We start from the raw sequence: 15,028 nt of genomic DNA, 5'->3' as shown, positions 1-15,028 counted from the left end.
CTTGTGCTACTGGTTGCTGCAGGTGGACACGGGGGTGGTGTCCAGCCAGGGCAGGTCGTGGCCCATCCGGTCCCGCTTGGTGCGCAGGTAGCGGAGGTTGTGCTCGCCCGCCTGTACGGGCATCGGCTCCCGTCCCGTGACCTTGAGTCCGTGCCGCAGGAGGGCGTCGGACTTGTCGGGGTTGTTGGTCATCAGGCGCAGGCTGTGGACGCCGAGGTCCTCCAGGATCTGCGCGCCGGCGCCGTAGTCGCGGGCGTCGGCGGGCAGGCCGAGTTCCAGGTTGGCGTCGAGGGTGTCGTGGCCCTGTTCCTGGAGTTCGTACGCCCGCAGCTTGGAGAGCAGGCCGATGCCGCGCCCCTCGTGGCCGCGCAGGTAGACCACCACTCCCCTGCCCTCGGCCTGGATGCGCTCCAGGGAGGCGTCCAGCTGGGGGCCGCAGTCGCAGCGCAGGGAGCTGAAGATGTCGCCGGTGAGGCACTCGGAGTGGACGCGGACCAGGACGTCCTCGCCGTCGCCGATCTCGCCGTGCACCAGGGCGACGTGCTCGACGCCGTCGACGGTGGAGCGGTAGCCGTACGCCCTGAAGGTGCCGTGGGCGGTGGGCAGCCGGGTCTCGGCCTCGCGGCGGACGGTGGGCTCGCTGGTCCGGCGGTAGGCGATCAGGTCCTCGATGGAGATGATCGTCAGTCCGTGCTTGCGGGCAAAGGGGATCAGCTCGGGCAGCCGGAGCATCCGGCCGTCCTCGCCGGCGATCTCGACGATCGCTCCGGCCGGGCGCAGTCCCGCGAGCCGGGCGAGGTCGACGGCGGCCTCGGTGTGGCCGTTGCGGGTGAGGACGCCGCCGTCCTTGGCGCGCAGCGGGAAGATGTGGCCGGGCCGGACGAAGTCGGTGGGCTCGGCGGCGCCGCTCGCGAGGAGCTGGAGCGTGGTCGCGCGGTCGGAGGCCGAGATCCCGGTGGTCACACCGTGAGCACCGGATGCGTCCACGGAGACGGTGAACGCGGTCTTCATCGACTCGGTGTTGTCGTCGACCATCTGCGGCAGCTTGAGCCGGTCCAGTTCGTCGCCCTCCATGGGGGCGCAGATCAGGCCGCGGCACTCGCTCATCATGAAGGCGACGATCTCGGGGGTGACCTTCTCGGCGGCGACGACCAGGTCGCCCTCGTTCTCGCGGTCCTCGTCGTCGACGACCACGATGGGGCGGCCGGCCGCGATGTCGGCGATGGCCTGCTCGACCGGGTCCAGCGCGAAGTCCTCGAAGCCGTCGGTGCTGTAGAGAATGGGTGCGGCGGTCATGCCGGCGCTCCTTCCAGGGCGGGCTGCTCGGACTCACGGGAGCGCAGCCACCAGTCGCGCATGCCCCACAGGACGAGCGCGCCGTAGATGACGTAGACGAAGCCGGAGAAGGCGTAGCCGTTGGCGAAGTTCAGCGGGACGCCGACGAGGTCGACGAGGAGCCAGGCGAACCAGAACTCGACCATGCCGCGGGCCTGGGCGTACATGGCGACGACGGTGCCGACGAAGATGTAGGCGTCCGGCCAGGGGTCCCAGGACAGGGTCGGGTAGGCCTTGAAGAGCAGGGCGACCGCGACGGTGCCGACGGCGGCGGCGCCGATCAGGGCGGCCCGCTCGCGCCAGGTGGCGAAGCGCGGGGCGATGTGGCCGTCCCCGGACTTGCCCTTGTTGCGGTTCCACTGCCACCAGCCGTACAGCGCGACGACCATGACGACGGCCTGCTTGCCGGCGCTGCCGGTGAGGTGGCCGTAGAAGGCGCCGAAGAGGATGAGGCCGGAGGCGAACTGCACCGGCCAGCTCCACAGGTTGCGCCGCCAGCCGAGGGCGAGGGCGATGAGGCCGAGGATGTTGCCGATCATGTCCGACCAGAGGATGTGCTGGCCGAACAGGGTGAAGGCCTCGGTGTTGAGGGAGTTCACTTCCCCGCCCCCTGACTGCTCGCGAGCAGGCGCTCGACGTACTTGGCGACGACGTCGACCTCGAGGTTGACCGGGGCGCCGGGCTGCTTGAGGCCGAGCGTGGTCAGGGCGAGGGTGGTGGGGATGAGGCTGACGGTGAAGTAGTCCGGACCGGCGTCCACGACGGTGAGGCTGATGCCGTCGACCGTGATGGAGCCCTTCTCCACGACATAGCGCGCGAGGTCCGCGGGCAGCGAGATCTTGATGATCTCCCAGTTCTCGGAGGGCTTGCGCTCCAGGACCTCGCCGGTGCCGTCCACGTGCCCCTGCACGATGTGCCCACCGAGGCGCGCGCCCACGGCGGTGGGACGCTCGAGGTTGACGCGGGAGCCGACGCCCAGGGCGCCGAGGCTCGACCGGTCGAGGGTCTCGGCCATGACGTCGGCGGTGAACTCGTCGCCCTCGTGGTCGACGACGGTGAGGCAGACGCCGTTGACGGCGATGGAGTCCCCGTGTTTCGCGCCCTCGGTGACGACGGGGCCGCGCAGTCGGAAGCGACAGGCGTCGCCGAGGTTCTCGACGGCGGTGATCTCGCCCAGCTCTTCGACGATTCCGGTGAACACTTCCCGGGTCCTCCCTGCCTCGTTGGGCACGGACTCCGGGGCTGTCGATGACGACAGAATGAACGAGCAGGGACACCGGGGGCGACGCCGGACGCACCCGTCCCGGAGGACGGACCGATACGGCGGCGCGCACGAATGCCCGCCCGCCGCGCACTGCCTCCCATCCGGACTTTAACCGTCGGTCCAGGAATTTCACCTGGTCAACCGGCCGCTGGAAGCGGTCGGGTCGCGGACTGTAACCGCCGGTTCGGACTTTCACCGACCCCGGAGTGCGCTGCTTCTGGTACAGAGCCAGTGTGCCACGCCTGATCGACGTCCATATGGGCGCAGGGTGTGGGGTGGCTCACAGGCAGTACCGATGGACATGTCCGGCTCACCCCGAGTGGCCGATGGCGCAGATGCATTGACTAATGGTCTAGTCCTTTTTAGGGTCGCCCTGCGTGGACACCCGCAGAGACGGGCCCGGCGGCGGTGACGACGGCCCTTGCCCGCCGCCGGGTCTTCGCCTGCGACGACGGAACCACCTGCGGGCCCCGCGACCCTAGCGGGGTGCGAACAAGTCGTCCTGAACCCTGTCTCTCGCCGTGAGCAGGGCTCCCCGCAGGACCGCTTCTCCGCCCAGCGTGCTCGCTCTCACCTCCGTGGCCAGAGGTGACATACGGCGGACCCGGCTCTCCACCCGGGCCGCGAGGTCCGCCCCGCCGGCCCGGCCCACCTCGCCGCCCAGGACCAGACAGCCCGGGTCGAGAATGGCCACGACCGACGCGACCCCTATGGCCAGTCGGTCCGCGAGGGCGTCGAGGAAGTCCGCCGCACCCCCGGCCACGGCCTCCCGCACCACGCGCGCGGCCGGCGGCTCGTGCCCGTCCACCTCGACCGCCGGCCCGTGCCGCTCCGCCAGTCTCACGATCGCCGCCGACCCCGCGAGGGAGTGGAAGCCCCCCTCACAGTCCACCGCGGACGGCAGCCCCACCGTCCCCGGCACCGGCAGGAAACCGATCTCCCCGGTGCCGCCCGACGCGCCCCGGCGCAGAGCGCCGTCCAGGACCACCGCCGCGCCCGTGCCGTGGCCGAGCCACAGCAGGACGAAGGTGTCCCGGTCCTGCGCCGCACCCTCGCGCTGTTCCGCCAGCGCCGCGAGGTTGGTCTCGTTCTCGACGTGGATGCGCGTCTTCGGGAGCCGCTCCTGCAACGCCAGCACCAGTCGCCGGTGCCATTCGGGCAGGCCGCCGGAGTCGCGGAGTTCGCCGGTGGCCGGGTCGATGAGGCCGGGAGCGCCGATGCCGACGGTGTGGAGCTCCGGCACCCCCGCCTCCTTCGCCGCGCGTTCGACCAGCGCGACCGCCCGCTCGACCGCGGGCCCGGTCCCCGTGTCCCCTCCGATGGGCACCGACGCCTCGGCCAGCACCCGGCCCAGCAGGTCGGAGACGATGACGGAGACACCCTCGGTGCGGACGTCGAGAGCCGCGAGATGGGCCTGGTCGGCGACGATGCCGTACAGCCTGGCGTTGGGGCCGCGGCGCTGCTCCCCCGACTCCCCGACCACATGGATCAGTCCGGCGGCGGCGAGGCGCTCGACGAGGTCGGCGACGCTCGGCCTGGACAGTCCGGTGAGCTGCTTCAACTGCCCTGCCGTCAGCGGGCCTTCCTGCTGGAGCAGACGCAGGGCGAGCCGGTCGTTGATGGCCCGGGCGGTGCTCGGGGATGCGGGCATGCCGGGCATCCTCTCAGATCCGCGGTGCCGAAAGTACGCTATCTATCAGGCAGGGTCCCTGATAGTTTACGGCGGCAGCATCGGGACGACGAGGATCCGGGGAGGGGCCCGACAATGAGCGATGTGGTGCACGCGTCGGCAGAGGTACGGCGGGCCCGGTACGCCGTGGCCGCCGTGTTCGCCGTGCACGGGGCCGTGACCGGTTCGTTCGCGACGCGGGTGCCGTGGATCCAGGACCATGCCTCGGTGGGCGCGGGTCAACTGGGCTTCGCCCTGGCCTTCACGGCGTTCGGCGCGTCCTGCGCGATGCCGTTGGCCGCCCGGGTCAGCCACCGCTTCGGCAGCCGGGCCGCACTGCGCGGGCTGATCGTGATGTGGACGCTGTCCCTGGTTCTGCCCGCGCTCGCGCCCAATCTCTACACGTTGTGCCTGGCGATGTTCGTGTACGGCGCGAGCGCCGGTATGGCCGACGTGGTCATGAACGCGCTGGGTGTCGAGGTGGAGAACCTGCTGGGCAAGTCGATCATGTCCGGGTTGCACGGCATGTGGAGCGCGGGTGCGCTTGTCGGCTCGGCGGGCGGCACGCTCGCCGCGCATCTGGGCGCGGACGCACGCGTGCACTTCGCGCTGGCGACGGCCTGCCTCACCGTGCTCGGCGTGCTGGCCTGCCGGTGGGTCCTCGACGTGCAGGCCGGTGCGGACGAGGAGCCGCCGCCCCGGTTCGCACTGCCCCCGAAGTCGGCCCTGTTGATCGGTACGGTCGGTTTCTGCGCGGTGTTCGCGGAGGGGGCGAGCCTGGACTGGTCGGCCGTCTATCTCAAGGACCGGCTGGACACCTCGGCGGGACTGGCCGCCGCCTGCACGACCGGCTTCATGCTCACCATGGCGGTGGCCCGGATCGTGGGCGACGCCGTGGTCAACCGCTTCGGGTCGGTCCGCACGGTCCGCCTGGGCGGTGTCCTGGCCGCCGGCGGCGGGCTGCTCATCGTCGTCGCGGACCATCCGGCGGTGGCGATGACCGGCTTCGCCCTGATGGGTCTCGGCATCGCGGTGGTCGTGCCGCTGTGCTTCGCGGCGGCGGGGCGCAGCGGGCCCAATCCGAGCCAGGCGATCGCGGGCGTCGCGACCATCACCTACACCTCGGGGCTCATCGCGCCGAGCCTGCTGGGCGGGGTGGCCCAGGCCACCAACCTGACGGTCTCCTTCGTCCTGGTGACCGTCCTGGCCGGCGGCCTCGTCGCCTTCGCGGGCGTTCTGCGCGCCGGGGACCGCGACCGACCGAAGCTGAGCCCCACGGCCGCGGCACTTCCCGACCGGCGGTCCTGAAGGTCTACGGCGAGGCCAGGTCATAGGCGTACGACGGGCTGAACGTGCCCGGTGTGCCCTTGCAGCCGTCCGATTCCCCCGGCAGCTTCACCCACAGGTAGGCGTCGATCCTCGGCTCGCCGGTGTTCAGGGTCGGTGCCCGGCCGATCTTCCGGCCGGCCGGGTCGCACCACTCGCCGTCGGGCGGGGCACCGTTGCCGTTGCGGCTGGTGTCGATGACGGCGCCCAGGCCGGGAGGTCCGTCCAGGGCGTCGAGGATCTGACGGTCGTAGGCGATCTCGGCAGCCGTGGTGTGGAAGTTGGAGACGTTGCTGAAGATCCCGTCGGAGGAGGTGGCCGAGGCGGCGCCCGCCTGCTTCAGCAGGGCCGCCTGCTCGGCCGCCGGACGCCAGCCGGAGTGACCGGCGTCGTAGTAGACGCGTGCCTCGGGGTTCGCGGCCTTCAGGACCCGGCCCGCGCGGGCCAGCGAGGCGAAGCGGTCAGCCCTCTGAGCGGCCGAGAGGCACTCCGACTGAGCGATCGAGTCGGGCTCCAGGACCACGACGACCTCGCCGGAGCCGAGCCCCGCCGCGAACCTGTCGATCCAGGCGTCGTATGCCCCGAGGTCCGGCGCCCCGCCCTGGGAGGCGCCACCGCAGTCACGGTCCGGGATCGCGTACGCCACGACCACCGGGACCCGGTCCTGCGCGGCACCGCCCGACGTGACCGCGCGGACCCTGGACGTGATGGTCGCCGGGGCGTAGTCGGCGAACCAGACCGCGGCCGGCCGGTCGGCGATGCGGGACTCTATGACAGCGGCACGCCGGTCGCGCGGGTTGTCCTGCACCCAGTCGAGCACCTGGGAGGAGGGATAACGGTAGAGGCGGGTGGCGGTGGTGGGCCGGGCCTTCGTCGGACCGGGGCTCGCCTTCCTGGGGGACGGGGACGCGGTCACCTTCGCCGAGGGCGAGACGGCGGCGGAGGGCGCGGCCGGCTCGGACCCCGAGGGCACGACGGGCAGCGAGTCCGGGCTGGGGGAGCCGCTGACGAGCCCCGGCCGTGCCTCGTCGGAGCCGCCGCGGTCGTCGAGCGCGGAGAGCATCCCGGTCGCGGTGCCGACGGCGACCACCACGGAGGCCGCCGCGACCATCACGCCGCGACCCAGGGCGCGCCTGCGTGCGGCCCGGCGTGCGGCCAGTCGCTGGGCACGTAGGCCTGACACCCTGTCGTCCCCCTCACGCGGCGGGCACGTTCCCCCGTTATGGGGAAGCGTCGGGCCCGCCGGCACCCCGGCCAGCCTAGGACTGGGACCCTGCCGTTATGGCGCAATTGGAACAGTTCACCACTCCCCTCGACGCGGTCGTCTCCCGTATGCGCGCCCTGGAGGAGGACCTGCCCGACCGGGACGGCGTAGCGGTCTTCAACCGCGTCTACCTCGCCGTCACCGAGGCGGTCGACCGGTGCGTCGACTCAGGCCGGTTCCCGGACGCCCGGGCCGCAATCACGCTGGACGTGCGGTTCGCCGAGCGTTATCTCGCGGCGGTGGACGCGGCCGCCCGCGAACGCCGTCCGCCGGCCTGCTGGCGGCCCCTGTTCCAGTTCCGCCGTCATCCCGGCGTACGACCACTGCAGTTCGCGCTCGCGGGCATCAACGCGCACATCGGCCACGACCTGGCGCTCGCCGTCGTGGACACCTGTCGTAGCCTCGACTGCGAACCAGCCGACGTGGAGGACGAGTTCGACCGCGTGGGTGATCTCCTCGTCTCGCTGGAGGAGCGCATCCGCGAAGATCTGATGCCGGGCCCCGACCTCCTGCAGATCGCCGATCCGCTCACGCATCTGCTCGGCGCCTGGAGCCTGGAGCGCGCCCGCGAGGCCACCTGGACCGCGGCGCGGGCCCTGTGGGCGCTGCGCGGACTGCCCGACGTGGCGGAGGAGTTCACCGAGCGCTTGGACACGGCGGTGGGATTCGCGGGACGCATGCTGCTCACTCCGTTGCCGGACTGACCCAACTCACGTGCGCCCGGGTTACGTTGGCCGGTGAACCGCTCGATGCGACCCGACGCAAAGGAGCGTACGCATGGCCATCCGACTGGGCCTGAGCCTTCCCCAAGCACGGCAGTACGACCTCGGACGTGACGTGCCCGACGTGGCGCGCACCGCCGAGCGGATCGGCTACGAGAGTCTCTGGGCTACGAACGCGCGCTGTTCCCGGATCCCCCGACGCAGGGCCTCGGCGGCATGGAGGGAGTCCCCTGGCCCGACCACTACCGCGCTGTCCCGGAGCCCCTGGTCACACTGACGCTGGCCGTCACAGCGACCGAGCGGGCGGAGCTCGGCACCAGTGTCCTGGTGGCCCCGCTGCACGGCCCGTTCCACCTGGCCAAGGCCCTCGCCACGTTGGACGCGGCGAGCGGCGGCCGGATCGTGGCGGGCCTCGGCACGGGCTGGTCGACGGACGAGTACGCGGCCGCAGGCGTGGGCCCCTTCGCCGAGCGCGGCCGGATCCTGGACGAGATCATCGACGTCTGCCGGGCCGTCTGGGGCCCGGACCCGGTGCGGTACGAGGGCCGCCACACGCGGATCGCCTCGGCCGCGGTGGGCCCCAAGCCGGCCCGTCCCATCCCGGTCCTGCTGCCCTCCTTCAGCCAGAAGGCGATGCTCCGGCTGGTCGACCGGGCCGACGGCTGGATGCCCATCGCCATGGCCGGGCATCGGCAACTCGCCCAGGAGTGGAGCCAGTTGCGCGACCTCGCCGCCGAGCGCGGCCGTACCCGACCGATCCGGACATCGGTCCGGGTGAACGCGCAGTACACCCCGAAGGCGTACGACGGCCCGGACCGGGCCCCCTTCCAGGGCAGCGTCGATCAGATGGTGGAGGACCTCGTCGCACATGCCGGAATCGGTCTCGAGGAGTTCTTCTTCGACCTCCAGGGCGGGACACGGGACGCCCAGGAGCTCAAGGACGTCGCCGCCGAGCTGTACGAGCAGGCACGCGCCGCCGGGGTCTAGTCCTCGGGGAGTTCGACCGGCGCGATCTCGTCGTACACGTCCCCCGGACCCGGGTTGGTCGCGTCGGTCTCGCCGCCGAAGTGGTGCATGACGCCCCAGACCGCGTTCAGCGCGGTCTGGATCGCGCCCTCGGCCCAGCCGGCCGTCCAGGAGATGTCGTCGCCTGCGAGGAAGATGCCCCGCTTGTCCTCGGGCAGGCCGTCCTGCATGAAGTGCGTGAACAGGCGCCGCTGGTAACGGTAGTGGCCGGGCAGGTTGGCCTTGAACGCGCCCATGAAGTAGGGCTCGTTCTCCCAGGAGACGGTCACCGGGTTGCCGATGACGTGCTTCCTGATGTCGACCTTGGGATAGATCTCGCCGAGCGACTTCAGCATGACCTCCATCCGCTCGTTCGCGGACAGCGGGAGCCACTTCAGGCTGTCGTCGCACCAGGTGTAGGAAAGGCAGATGACGGCGGGCCGGTCCGGGCCGTCGTCGAGGAGGTAGGTTCCGCGCGTCATACGGTCGGTGAGGGTCATCGACATGACGTCACGTCCGGTGACCTCGTCCTTGTCCAGCCAGAACGGGCGGTCGACCGGCACGAAGAGCTTCGACGACTCCATGTAGTGGGTGCGCTCGATCGCCGTCCAGTGGTCGATAGGGAACAGCGAGTCGTCGCAGGCGATCTTGGAGAGCAGCATCCAGGACTGGGCGGTGAAGATCGCCGCCGCGTAGGTGCGGATGTCGCCTCGCGCGTCCGTCACGGTGATCCGGTTGCCGGCCGTGCGGTGCAGACGGGTGACCGCCGGGCGGGGCTCGCCGTCCTGGTGCAGTGTCGCGAGCGAGGTGCCCTGGGCCCAGTGCACGATCTTCTCCGGCTCCCGCGCCCACAGGCGCAGCGGGAGCTGCTGGGAGCCGCCGACGATGCCCCGGTGGTGGTCGTCGGCCTCGGTGTAGACGACGCGCAGGATCTCCAGGATGGAGTTGGGGAAGTCGGTGTCCCAGCCGCCGGTGCCGAAGCCGACCTGGCCGAAGATCTCGCGGTGGCGGAAGGACCTGAACGCCTCGGAGTCGCAGAGGAAGCCGTAGAAGGTCTGGTTGTCGAGCTTCTCGACGAGCCGTGCCCAGATCTCGCGGATGCGCGGCACGTCCCGCTCGCGCAGGGCCCGGTTCATGTCGGTGAAGTCGGCGCCCTCTTCGAGGCACCTGTTCCAGGCCTCGGCGACATCGCGGTAGACCTGCGGGAGATCGGCGATCGTCTCGGCGTAGTGGGACTCGCCCTTGAGGTCGACGACCGTCGAGGGGGTCGCCTCCGCGAGGGGGTTGGGGAAGGGACGGGTCTCCAGGCCGACGAGGTCGATGTAGTGCTGGAGCGCCGTCGAGGAGGGCGGGAAGCGCATCGCGCCCATCTCGGCGGTGAGTCCCTGGGTGCCCTGGCCCTCGAAGCCGACGGTCCGCAGCCGCCCGCCGATCCGGTCGGCCTCGTACACCACCGGCTTGAGACCCATCTTCATCAGCTCGTACGCGGCCACGATGCCGGAGAGACCGCCGCCGATCACCGCGACCTCGGTGCCGTGCTCGGTCGCCGGTATCTGACCGAGGCCCGCCGGGTGGGCGAGGAAGTCGTCGTAGGCGTACGGGAAGTCCGGCCCGAACATGGTGATCGGCGGCTGCTGCGCGTCTGCGTGCTCGACGGCGTTGGGCACGGTGGACGTCATGGGGTACGGACTCCTTGAAGCGACGAGGGTGAAGCGATGAGGGTGGTTCGAGCGTCAGACGAGGGACCCGTAGAGGCCGGGCCGACGGTCCGTCAGATACGGGTTCGCCGCACGGGAGGCGGCCAGCAGGACGGGGTCGGCGTCGGCGAACACCAGCTCCTCGCCGTGTCCGGCGCGGGCCCGGGCCACCCCGTCGGGGCCGGCCAGCGTGGAGAGCCCGACGAAGTCGAACTCCCCTTCCTGACCGACCCGGTTGACGTAGGCGACGTACATCTGGCTCTCCCAGGCCCGCACCGGCACGAGGGACTCGGCGACGAACTGGAACGGGTGCATCTGGGCCGTCGGCACGAGGAGGAGGTCGGTGCCGGCCAGGGCGTGGGCGCGGACGTTCTCCGGGAACTCGACGTCGTAGCAGATCATGAGGCCGACGGTGAGTCCGCCCAGCTCCGCCTGGACCACCGGCTGTTCACCGGGCTCGAAGTGGTCGCGCTCGAAGCAGCCGAAGAGGTGGGTCTTGCGGTAGTTCGCGAGACGGACACCGTCGGCGGAGATCAGCTGGGCGGAGTTGTGGACCACGTCGGAGACGCGTTCGGGATAGCCGTACGCGATCGCGATCCCGTGCCGCTCGGCGATCTCCGCGACCGTGTCCGCGGAGTCGCCGTCGGCCGGTTCGGCGAGGCGGGCGATGTCGTCGCCGATCGCGTACCCGGTGAGGAACATCTCCGGCGCGGCCAGCAGCGCGGCGCCCGCGGCGGCGGCCCGGCCCGCGGCCTCGTCGAGGACCTTGAGGTTCCCCTCGACGGAGCCGGGGCGGCCGGAGCTCTGGAGCAGGGCGGTGCGCATGCGTGATCCTCACCGGGGCGGAAGGTGGTTGTGGGGGCCACAGAGAGGGGCCACCTAGACGGTACGGGCGGCTCACCGGGGCGGACAAGGAGGAGCCGTTGCGCGCCGGTAAGCGTTTCATTGCGTGCGTGGGCGGTCCCCCGGCGATTCGTTGCGCGCGCCGCCGCCCCGGCCCAGCATCAGCGCCGTCACGAGGTACGGCAGCGAGAGGATCACGAACACCGTGCTGTGCGCCAGGGACGCCCCGAGCAGGGTGTACACACCGAACACGGCGACCGTGACCAGTTCCGTGCCCAGGCTCGCCACCGAGGTCAGCGTGGCCCGGCGGGCGTCGTCGATGCGGTGCTGGAGCCGGACGTCGGCGAGCACCTCGGCCAGCTGGAAGCCCGCGAAGGCGAGGCCCACGAGGACGATGCCGGCGGGGTGCGGACCCCGGCGCCCACGGCCAGGGCGAGTGCGGCGGCCGCGATCAGGGCGGCGAGGCCCCGGGTGCCCAGGCGCTCGGCCGGCCCGGCGAACAGGCTGCCGACGGTGACGATCGCCCAGACCAGCAGGACCAGGTAGGGCACGGTCGCGTCGGCCACGCCGAGGTCGCGGATCAGCAGCGAGACGTACTCGTCGAGCGCGCCCCACACCGCGGCGACGGCCGGGACCAGCAGCAGGGCGCCCCGGACGGCCCGGTCCCCACGGGCCTCGGCGGCCCCGGCCCGCAGGGTCGCCGCCCAGCGCGTGCTGCCCTTCTCGGCCGGCACCCGGTGTTCCGGCAGCCGGGTCGCCGTCACCGCGGCCAGCAGACAGGCCAGGACGCTGGCCGCGCCCACGGCCTCGTAACCGCCCAGCGCGAGGACCGGCCCGGCGAGACCCATCGCCACGACCGTGGCCAGCAGACGGGCGGCCCGGGTCCGCCCCATCACGCGCGCGTACCGCTCGGCGGCCCCGAGCCGCTCCAGCTCGTCGTACACGAGGGCTTCCAGGGCGCCGGACCCGAGCGCGCCTCCGGCACCCCACAGCATGAAGCCCACCGCGAAGGCCCCGTACGACGGGACGCTCACCCACAGCGTGAAGCCGACGGCCGTGAGCAGCGGGCCGATCCACAGCAGTCTGCGTCGCGAGACGGTGTCGGCCCAGGCGCCGGAGGGCACCTCGAGGACGACGGCCGTGATCGACCACAGGGCGAAGAGCGAGGAGATCTGCCAGAGCGGCAGGCCGGTGTCGGCGAACAGCAGCGCGTACACCGGGTAGAGCAGGACGAGGTCGTCGAGGAACGCGTAGCCGTACAGCGTGGTCGTCAGCCGGCGGACGCCGGTCGCGGGCACACGTGCGGGTGAGAGTGTCATGAGGCCTTCCCGGAAGGGCGGTTCGGACGTCGTCGGTACGGCGTCCGAGGCGGCCCTCGGGAGGCACGGCTGGTGGATCAATGTCGCCAGGTCATGGCACCGATGTTAGACAGTCCCGGGCCCGCTGCCCAGCGAAAATGTGGTGATCACCGCGGCGTGGTCGGACGGCCAGTCGTTGTCCTCGACGTCCGGCCAGGTCCGCGGGGTGCCGCTGACGTACGTGCGGGAGTGGAGCACCCGCAGGCCGCGGTGCAGGACGAAGTCGATCCGGTCCTGCGGCTCCGGGTGCGCGTGCACCGGCGACCAGGTGTGGCCCGGGTCCCGTACGGCATCGGGACGGGCCTGCCGGAAGGAGTCCCCGAGGCCCGCCTCCTCCGCCGCCTTCGTCACCGGCCACGCGACATCCGGCCGATCCACGTGGGAGGGGCTGTTGAAGTCGCCGACGAGGACGACGGGCACCGCGTCCGAGATCCGGCGCAGGGTGTCCCGCATCTGCCCGGTGCGCACCTCCTCATGGGCGAGCGGCTCGGACTCGTAGGGCCCGTAGTGCTCGGCGTCGAGGTGGGCCGTCCAGACCTCGACCTCCTGATCCCCTACGGCGATCCGGGCCCCGGCGGCCCCGTAGAAGCCGACGTCCGGGTCGCCCAGCACGGCCGTGATCGGGAGCCGGCTGATGATGCCGAGGTTCGGTCCCGCGCTGTGGTGGTGCCAGCCGAGCGCCTCGGCGAGTTCCCCGGCGGCGGCGCCGTACGTCTCCTGGAGCCCGACCACGTCCACGTCGGTCTCCGCGATGGCCTTGAGCTGCTTGGCCCGGTGGTCGCGGACCTTGGTGCCGCCGTACCAGAGGTTCCAGGTCATCACGCGGAGCCGGTACGGCAGCAGGGAGCGGAGCCTGTCGACGGTGACGCCCTCCAGGCTGGCCAGTACGGTCCGGCCGGGCGCGGCCTCGATGGGGGCGAGCGAGGGCACCGCGAGCACCGCGCAGCCCGCCGCTTCCGCCGAGGCGACGCCGGTCTCCGTGTCCTCCACGGCCACGCAGACCGCCGGATCGACGCCGAGCGCCCGGCACGCGGCGAGGTAGGGGTCGGGGGCCGGCTTGGTGTGGGGCGTGTCGTCGGCGGTGACGGAGACCGCGAAGCGCTCGGCGCCGAGCGCGTCGAGCACGGTGTCGGCGACGGCCCGGGGGGACGCGGTCACCAGAGCCGTGGGGACGCCCTCGCGGGCCAGGGCGTCGAGCAGGGCGAGGGCGCCGGGGCGGGGCACGATGCCGGTGCGGACGCGGTCCGCGAACTCCCGGTGGAGGGTCTCGGCGAGGTCCGCGGCCACCGTGCCCGTGATCGCGGCCAGCCAGGCGGCGGTGTACTCGACCGGGCGGCCGAGCACCTCGGGCCGGTCGGCCTCGGTCAGGGCCCGTCCGGCGACCTGCTCCACCGCCTCCCACCACAGCCGCTCGGTGTCGACGAGCGTGCCGTCCATGTCGAACAGGACGGCCTGGAGCGGGAGTCGGTTCACGGGTGCCTCTTTCTGGAAGATCAGGACGTACGTTCGGCCACGAGCACCGGCCGTTCCGGCAGCGACACGCTCACCGCGGCGCCCGCTGTGAGCTCGGCGGCCTCGTGCGCGGGCAGATCGGCCTTCACGGCGGAGCCGTCGGCGAGCCGGACGGTGACGCGGACGGCCGCGCCCAGGAAGGACGTGGCGACCACGCGTGACTTCCCGTCGGCCTCGGCCCGTACGCGCACGGCTTCCGGCCGTACCAGCACGTCGATCTCGGTCGCGGACGGCACCGGGCCGTCGACCGGCAGCCGCTGCCCGAGCACGTCGACCGTGCCGTCGGCGAGGCGTCCCGGGATCCGGCTCATCGTGCCGACGAACTCGGCGACGAAGGCGGTGGCGGGGCGGCCGTACAACTCGCTCGGCGCCGCGCACTGTTCGAGCTTCCCGGCGTGCATCACGGCGACCCGGTCCGCCATGGACAGGGCCTCCTCCTGGTCGTGGGTGACGAACAGTGTGGTGATGCCGAGCTCCTGCTGGAGCCGCCGGATCTCCTCGCGCAGGGTGAGCCGCACCTTGGCGTCCAGCGCCGACAACGGCTCGTCGAGCAGCAGCACGCGAGGGCGCAGGGCGAGCGCCCGGGCGAGCGCGACCCGCTGCTGCTGACCGCCGGAGAGCTGGTGCGGAAACTGCCCGCCCTTCTCGGCGAGACCGACCAGGTCCAGCAACTCGGCGGCCCGGGACCGTCGTTCGGCCGTCCGGACCTTGCGCATCCGCAGTCCGAAGGCCACATTGTCGAGCGCGTCGAGATGCGGGAAGAGGCTGTACGACTGGAAGACCATCCCGGCGTCCCGGCGGTGGGCCGGGACCCGGGTGACGTCCTCGCCGTCCACCAGCACTTCCCCCGAGTCGGGGTGTTCGAAGCCGGCGAGCATCCTGAGCGCGGTGGTCTTGCCGCAGCCGGACGGACCGAGCAGGGCGACGAGCTCACCGGGCTGGACGGTCAGGTCGAGGCCGTCGAGGGCGACGGTCGGGCCGAACTCCCGCCTGATCCCACGGAATTCGACGGTTGCCGCTGTATCAAGCATGG

Annotated in this window: 11 protein-coding genes, 2 pseudogenes and 1 riboswitch; of the genes and pseudogenes, 3 read left to right on the top strand and 10 right to left on the bottom strand. The window is 71.9% G+C overall.

Going from position 1 to position 15,028, the window contains the following annotated elements; genetic code table 11:
• Nucleotides 1-6: 6 nt before the first annotated feature.
• From AQJ46_RS26695 to AQJ46_RS26680, 4 genes are all read right to left on the bottom strand, one after another.
• Nucleotides 7-1,296, bottom strand: a complete 1,290-nt coding sequence (locus tag AQJ46_RS26695) for a bifunctional 3,4-dihydroxy-2-butanone-4-phosphate synthase/GTP cyclohydrolase II (RefSeq protein WP_057614123.1) — start codon at nucleotides 1,294-1,296, stop codon at nucleotides 7-9.
• Nucleotides 1,293-1,934, bottom strand: coding sequence for a nicotinamide mononucleotide transporter family protein (locus AQJ46_RS26690; RefSeq protein WP_059207992.1), 642 nt, complete (start codon nucleotides 1,932-1,934; stop codon nucleotides 1,293-1,295). The genes AQJ46_RS26695 and AQJ46_RS26690 overlap by 4 nt, the downstream gene beginning before the upstream one ends.
• Complete coding sequence (locus tag AQJ46_RS26685; protein ID WP_059207991.1) at nucleotides 1,931-2,536, bottom strand: riboflavin synthase; 606 nt, start codon at nucleotides 2,534-2,536, stop codon at nucleotides 1,931-1,933. Before AQJ46_RS26685 ends, AQJ46_RS26690 begins: the two co-directional genes overlap by 4 nt.
• 146 nt (nucleotides 2,537-2,682) lie before the next feature.
• Nucleotides 2,683-2,813: riboswitch (FMN riboswitch) on the bottom strand.
• Nucleotides 2,814-3,077: 264 nt separating this feature from the next.
• On the bottom strand, nucleotides 3,078-4,250 hold the full coding sequence (locus AQJ46_RS26680) for an ROK family transcriptional regulator (protein WP_059207990.1): 1,173 nt from the start codon (nucleotides 4,248-4,250) through the stop codon (nucleotides 3,078-3,080).
• Nucleotides 4,251-4,364: 114 nt separating this feature from the next.
• Here AQJ46_RS26680 and AQJ46_RS26675 point away from each other — a divergent pair, with 114 nt between their 5' ends.
• Nucleotides 4,365-5,576, top strand: a complete 1,212-nt coding sequence (locus tag AQJ46_RS26675; protein ID WP_059207989.1) for an MFS transporter — start codon at nucleotides 4,365-4,367, stop codon at nucleotides 5,574-5,576.
• 4 nt (nucleotides 5,577-5,580) lie between these two features.
• On the opposite strand, the gene AQJ46_RS26670 is transcribed toward AQJ46_RS26675, so the two are convergent.
• Nucleotides 5,581-6,705 (bottom strand): glycoside hydrolase family 6 protein, encoded by a 1,125-nt coding sequence (locus AQJ46_RS26670; protein ID WP_059207988.1) that lies wholly within the window; start codon nucleotides 6,703-6,705, stop codon nucleotides 5,581-5,583.
• Nucleotides 6,706-6,875: 170 nt separating this feature from the next.
• Here AQJ46_RS26670 and AQJ46_RS26665 point away from each other — a divergent pair, with 170 nt between their 5' ends.
• Together AQJ46_RS26665 and AQJ46_RS26660 are read left to right on the top strand one after the other, a co-directional pair.
• Nucleotides 6,876-7,562: a DUF5995 family protein gene (locus tag AQJ46_RS26665; protein ID WP_059207987.1), complete on the top strand. Its 687-nt coding sequence runs from the start codon at nucleotides 6,876-6,878 to the stop codon at nucleotides 7,560-7,562.
• A gap of 73 nt (nucleotides 7,563-7,635) precedes the next feature.
• Nucleotides 7,636-8,567, top strand: a pseudogene (locus tag AQJ46_RS26660) (LLM class F420-dependent oxidoreductase).
• Here the strand turns inward: AQJ46_RS26660 and AQJ46_RS26655 are convergent.
• From AQJ46_RS26655 to AQJ46_RS26635, 5 genes and pseudogenes are all read right to left on the bottom strand, one after another.
• Entirely contained in the window at nucleotides 8,564-10,264 is a 1,701-nt protein-coding gene (locus AQJ46_RS26655) for a flavin monoamine oxidase family protein (RefSeq protein WP_059207986.1), read from the bottom strand. The pseudogene AQJ46_RS26660 and the gene AQJ46_RS26655 overlap by 4 nt on opposite strands.
• A gap of 54 nt (nucleotides 10,265-10,318) precedes the next feature.
• A complete protein-coding gene (locus AQJ46_RS26650; RefSeq protein WP_059207985.1) occupies nucleotides 10,319-11,107 on the bottom strand; it encodes a carbon-nitrogen hydrolase family protein in 789 nt (262 codons plus the stop codon).
• A 117-nt stretch (nucleotides 11,108-11,224) separates the two neighbouring features.
• Nucleotides 11,225-12,444, bottom strand: a pseudogene (locus tag AQJ46_RS26645) (MFS transporter).
• A gap of 105 nt (nucleotides 12,445-12,549) precedes the next feature.
• Nucleotides 12,550-13,956: an HAD-IA family hydrolase gene (locus AQJ46_RS26640; RefSeq protein ID WP_059207984.1), complete on the bottom strand. Its 1,407-nt coding sequence runs from the start codon at nucleotides 13,954-13,956 to the stop codon at nucleotides 12,550-12,552.
• A gap of 20 nt (nucleotides 13,957-13,976) precedes the next feature.
• On the bottom strand, nucleotides 13,977-15,026 hold the full coding sequence (locus AQJ46_RS26635; protein WP_059207983.1) for an ABC transporter ATP-binding protein: 1,050 nt from the start codon (nucleotides 15,024-15,026) through the stop codon (nucleotides 13,977-13,979).
• Nucleotides 15,027-15,028: the final 2 nt, after the last annotated feature.

The organism is Streptomyces canus (assembly GCF_001514145.1).
GTDB classification, from domain to species: Bacteria; Actinomycetota; Actinomycetes; order Streptomycetales; family Streptomycetaceae; genus Streptomyces; species Streptomyces canus.
This window is presented reverse-complemented; position numbering and strand designations above follow the sequence as displayed.

Bases quoted from the DNA above. Each gene is read 5' to 3' on its own strand.
- AQJ46_RS26695 (WP_057614123.1), bottom strand. From the start codon at position 1,296: ATGACCGCCGCACCCATTCTCTACAGCACCGACGGCTTCGAGGACTTC.
- AQJ46_RS26680 (WP_059207990.1), bottom strand. From the start codon at position 4,250: ATGCCCGCATCCCCGAGCACCGCCCGGGCCATCAACGACCGGCTCGCC.
- AQJ46_RS26675 (WP_059207989.1), top strand. From the start codon at position 4,365: ATGAGCGATGTGGTGCACGCGTCGGCAGAGGTACGGCGGGCCCGGTAC.
- AQJ46_RS26670 (WP_059207988.1), bottom strand. From the start codon at position 6,705: ATGGTCGCGGCGGCCTCCGTGGTGGTCGCCGTCGGCACCGCGACCGGG.
- AQJ46_RS26665 (WP_059207987.1), top strand. From the start codon at position 6,876: ATGGCGCAATTGGAACAGTTCACCACTCCCCTCGACGCGGTCGTCTCC.
- AQJ46_RS26655 (WP_059207986.1), bottom strand. From the start codon at position 10,264: ATGACGTCCACCGTGCCCAACGCCGTCGAGCACGCAGACGCGCAGCAG.
- AQJ46_RS26650 (WP_059207985.1), bottom strand. From the start codon at position 11,107: ATGCGCACCGCCCTGCTCCAGAGCTCCGGCCGCCCCGGCTCCGTCGAG.
- AQJ46_RS26635 (WP_059207983.1), bottom strand. From the start codon at position 15,026: ATGCTTGATACAGCGGCAACCGTCGAATTCCGTGGGATCAGGCGGGAG.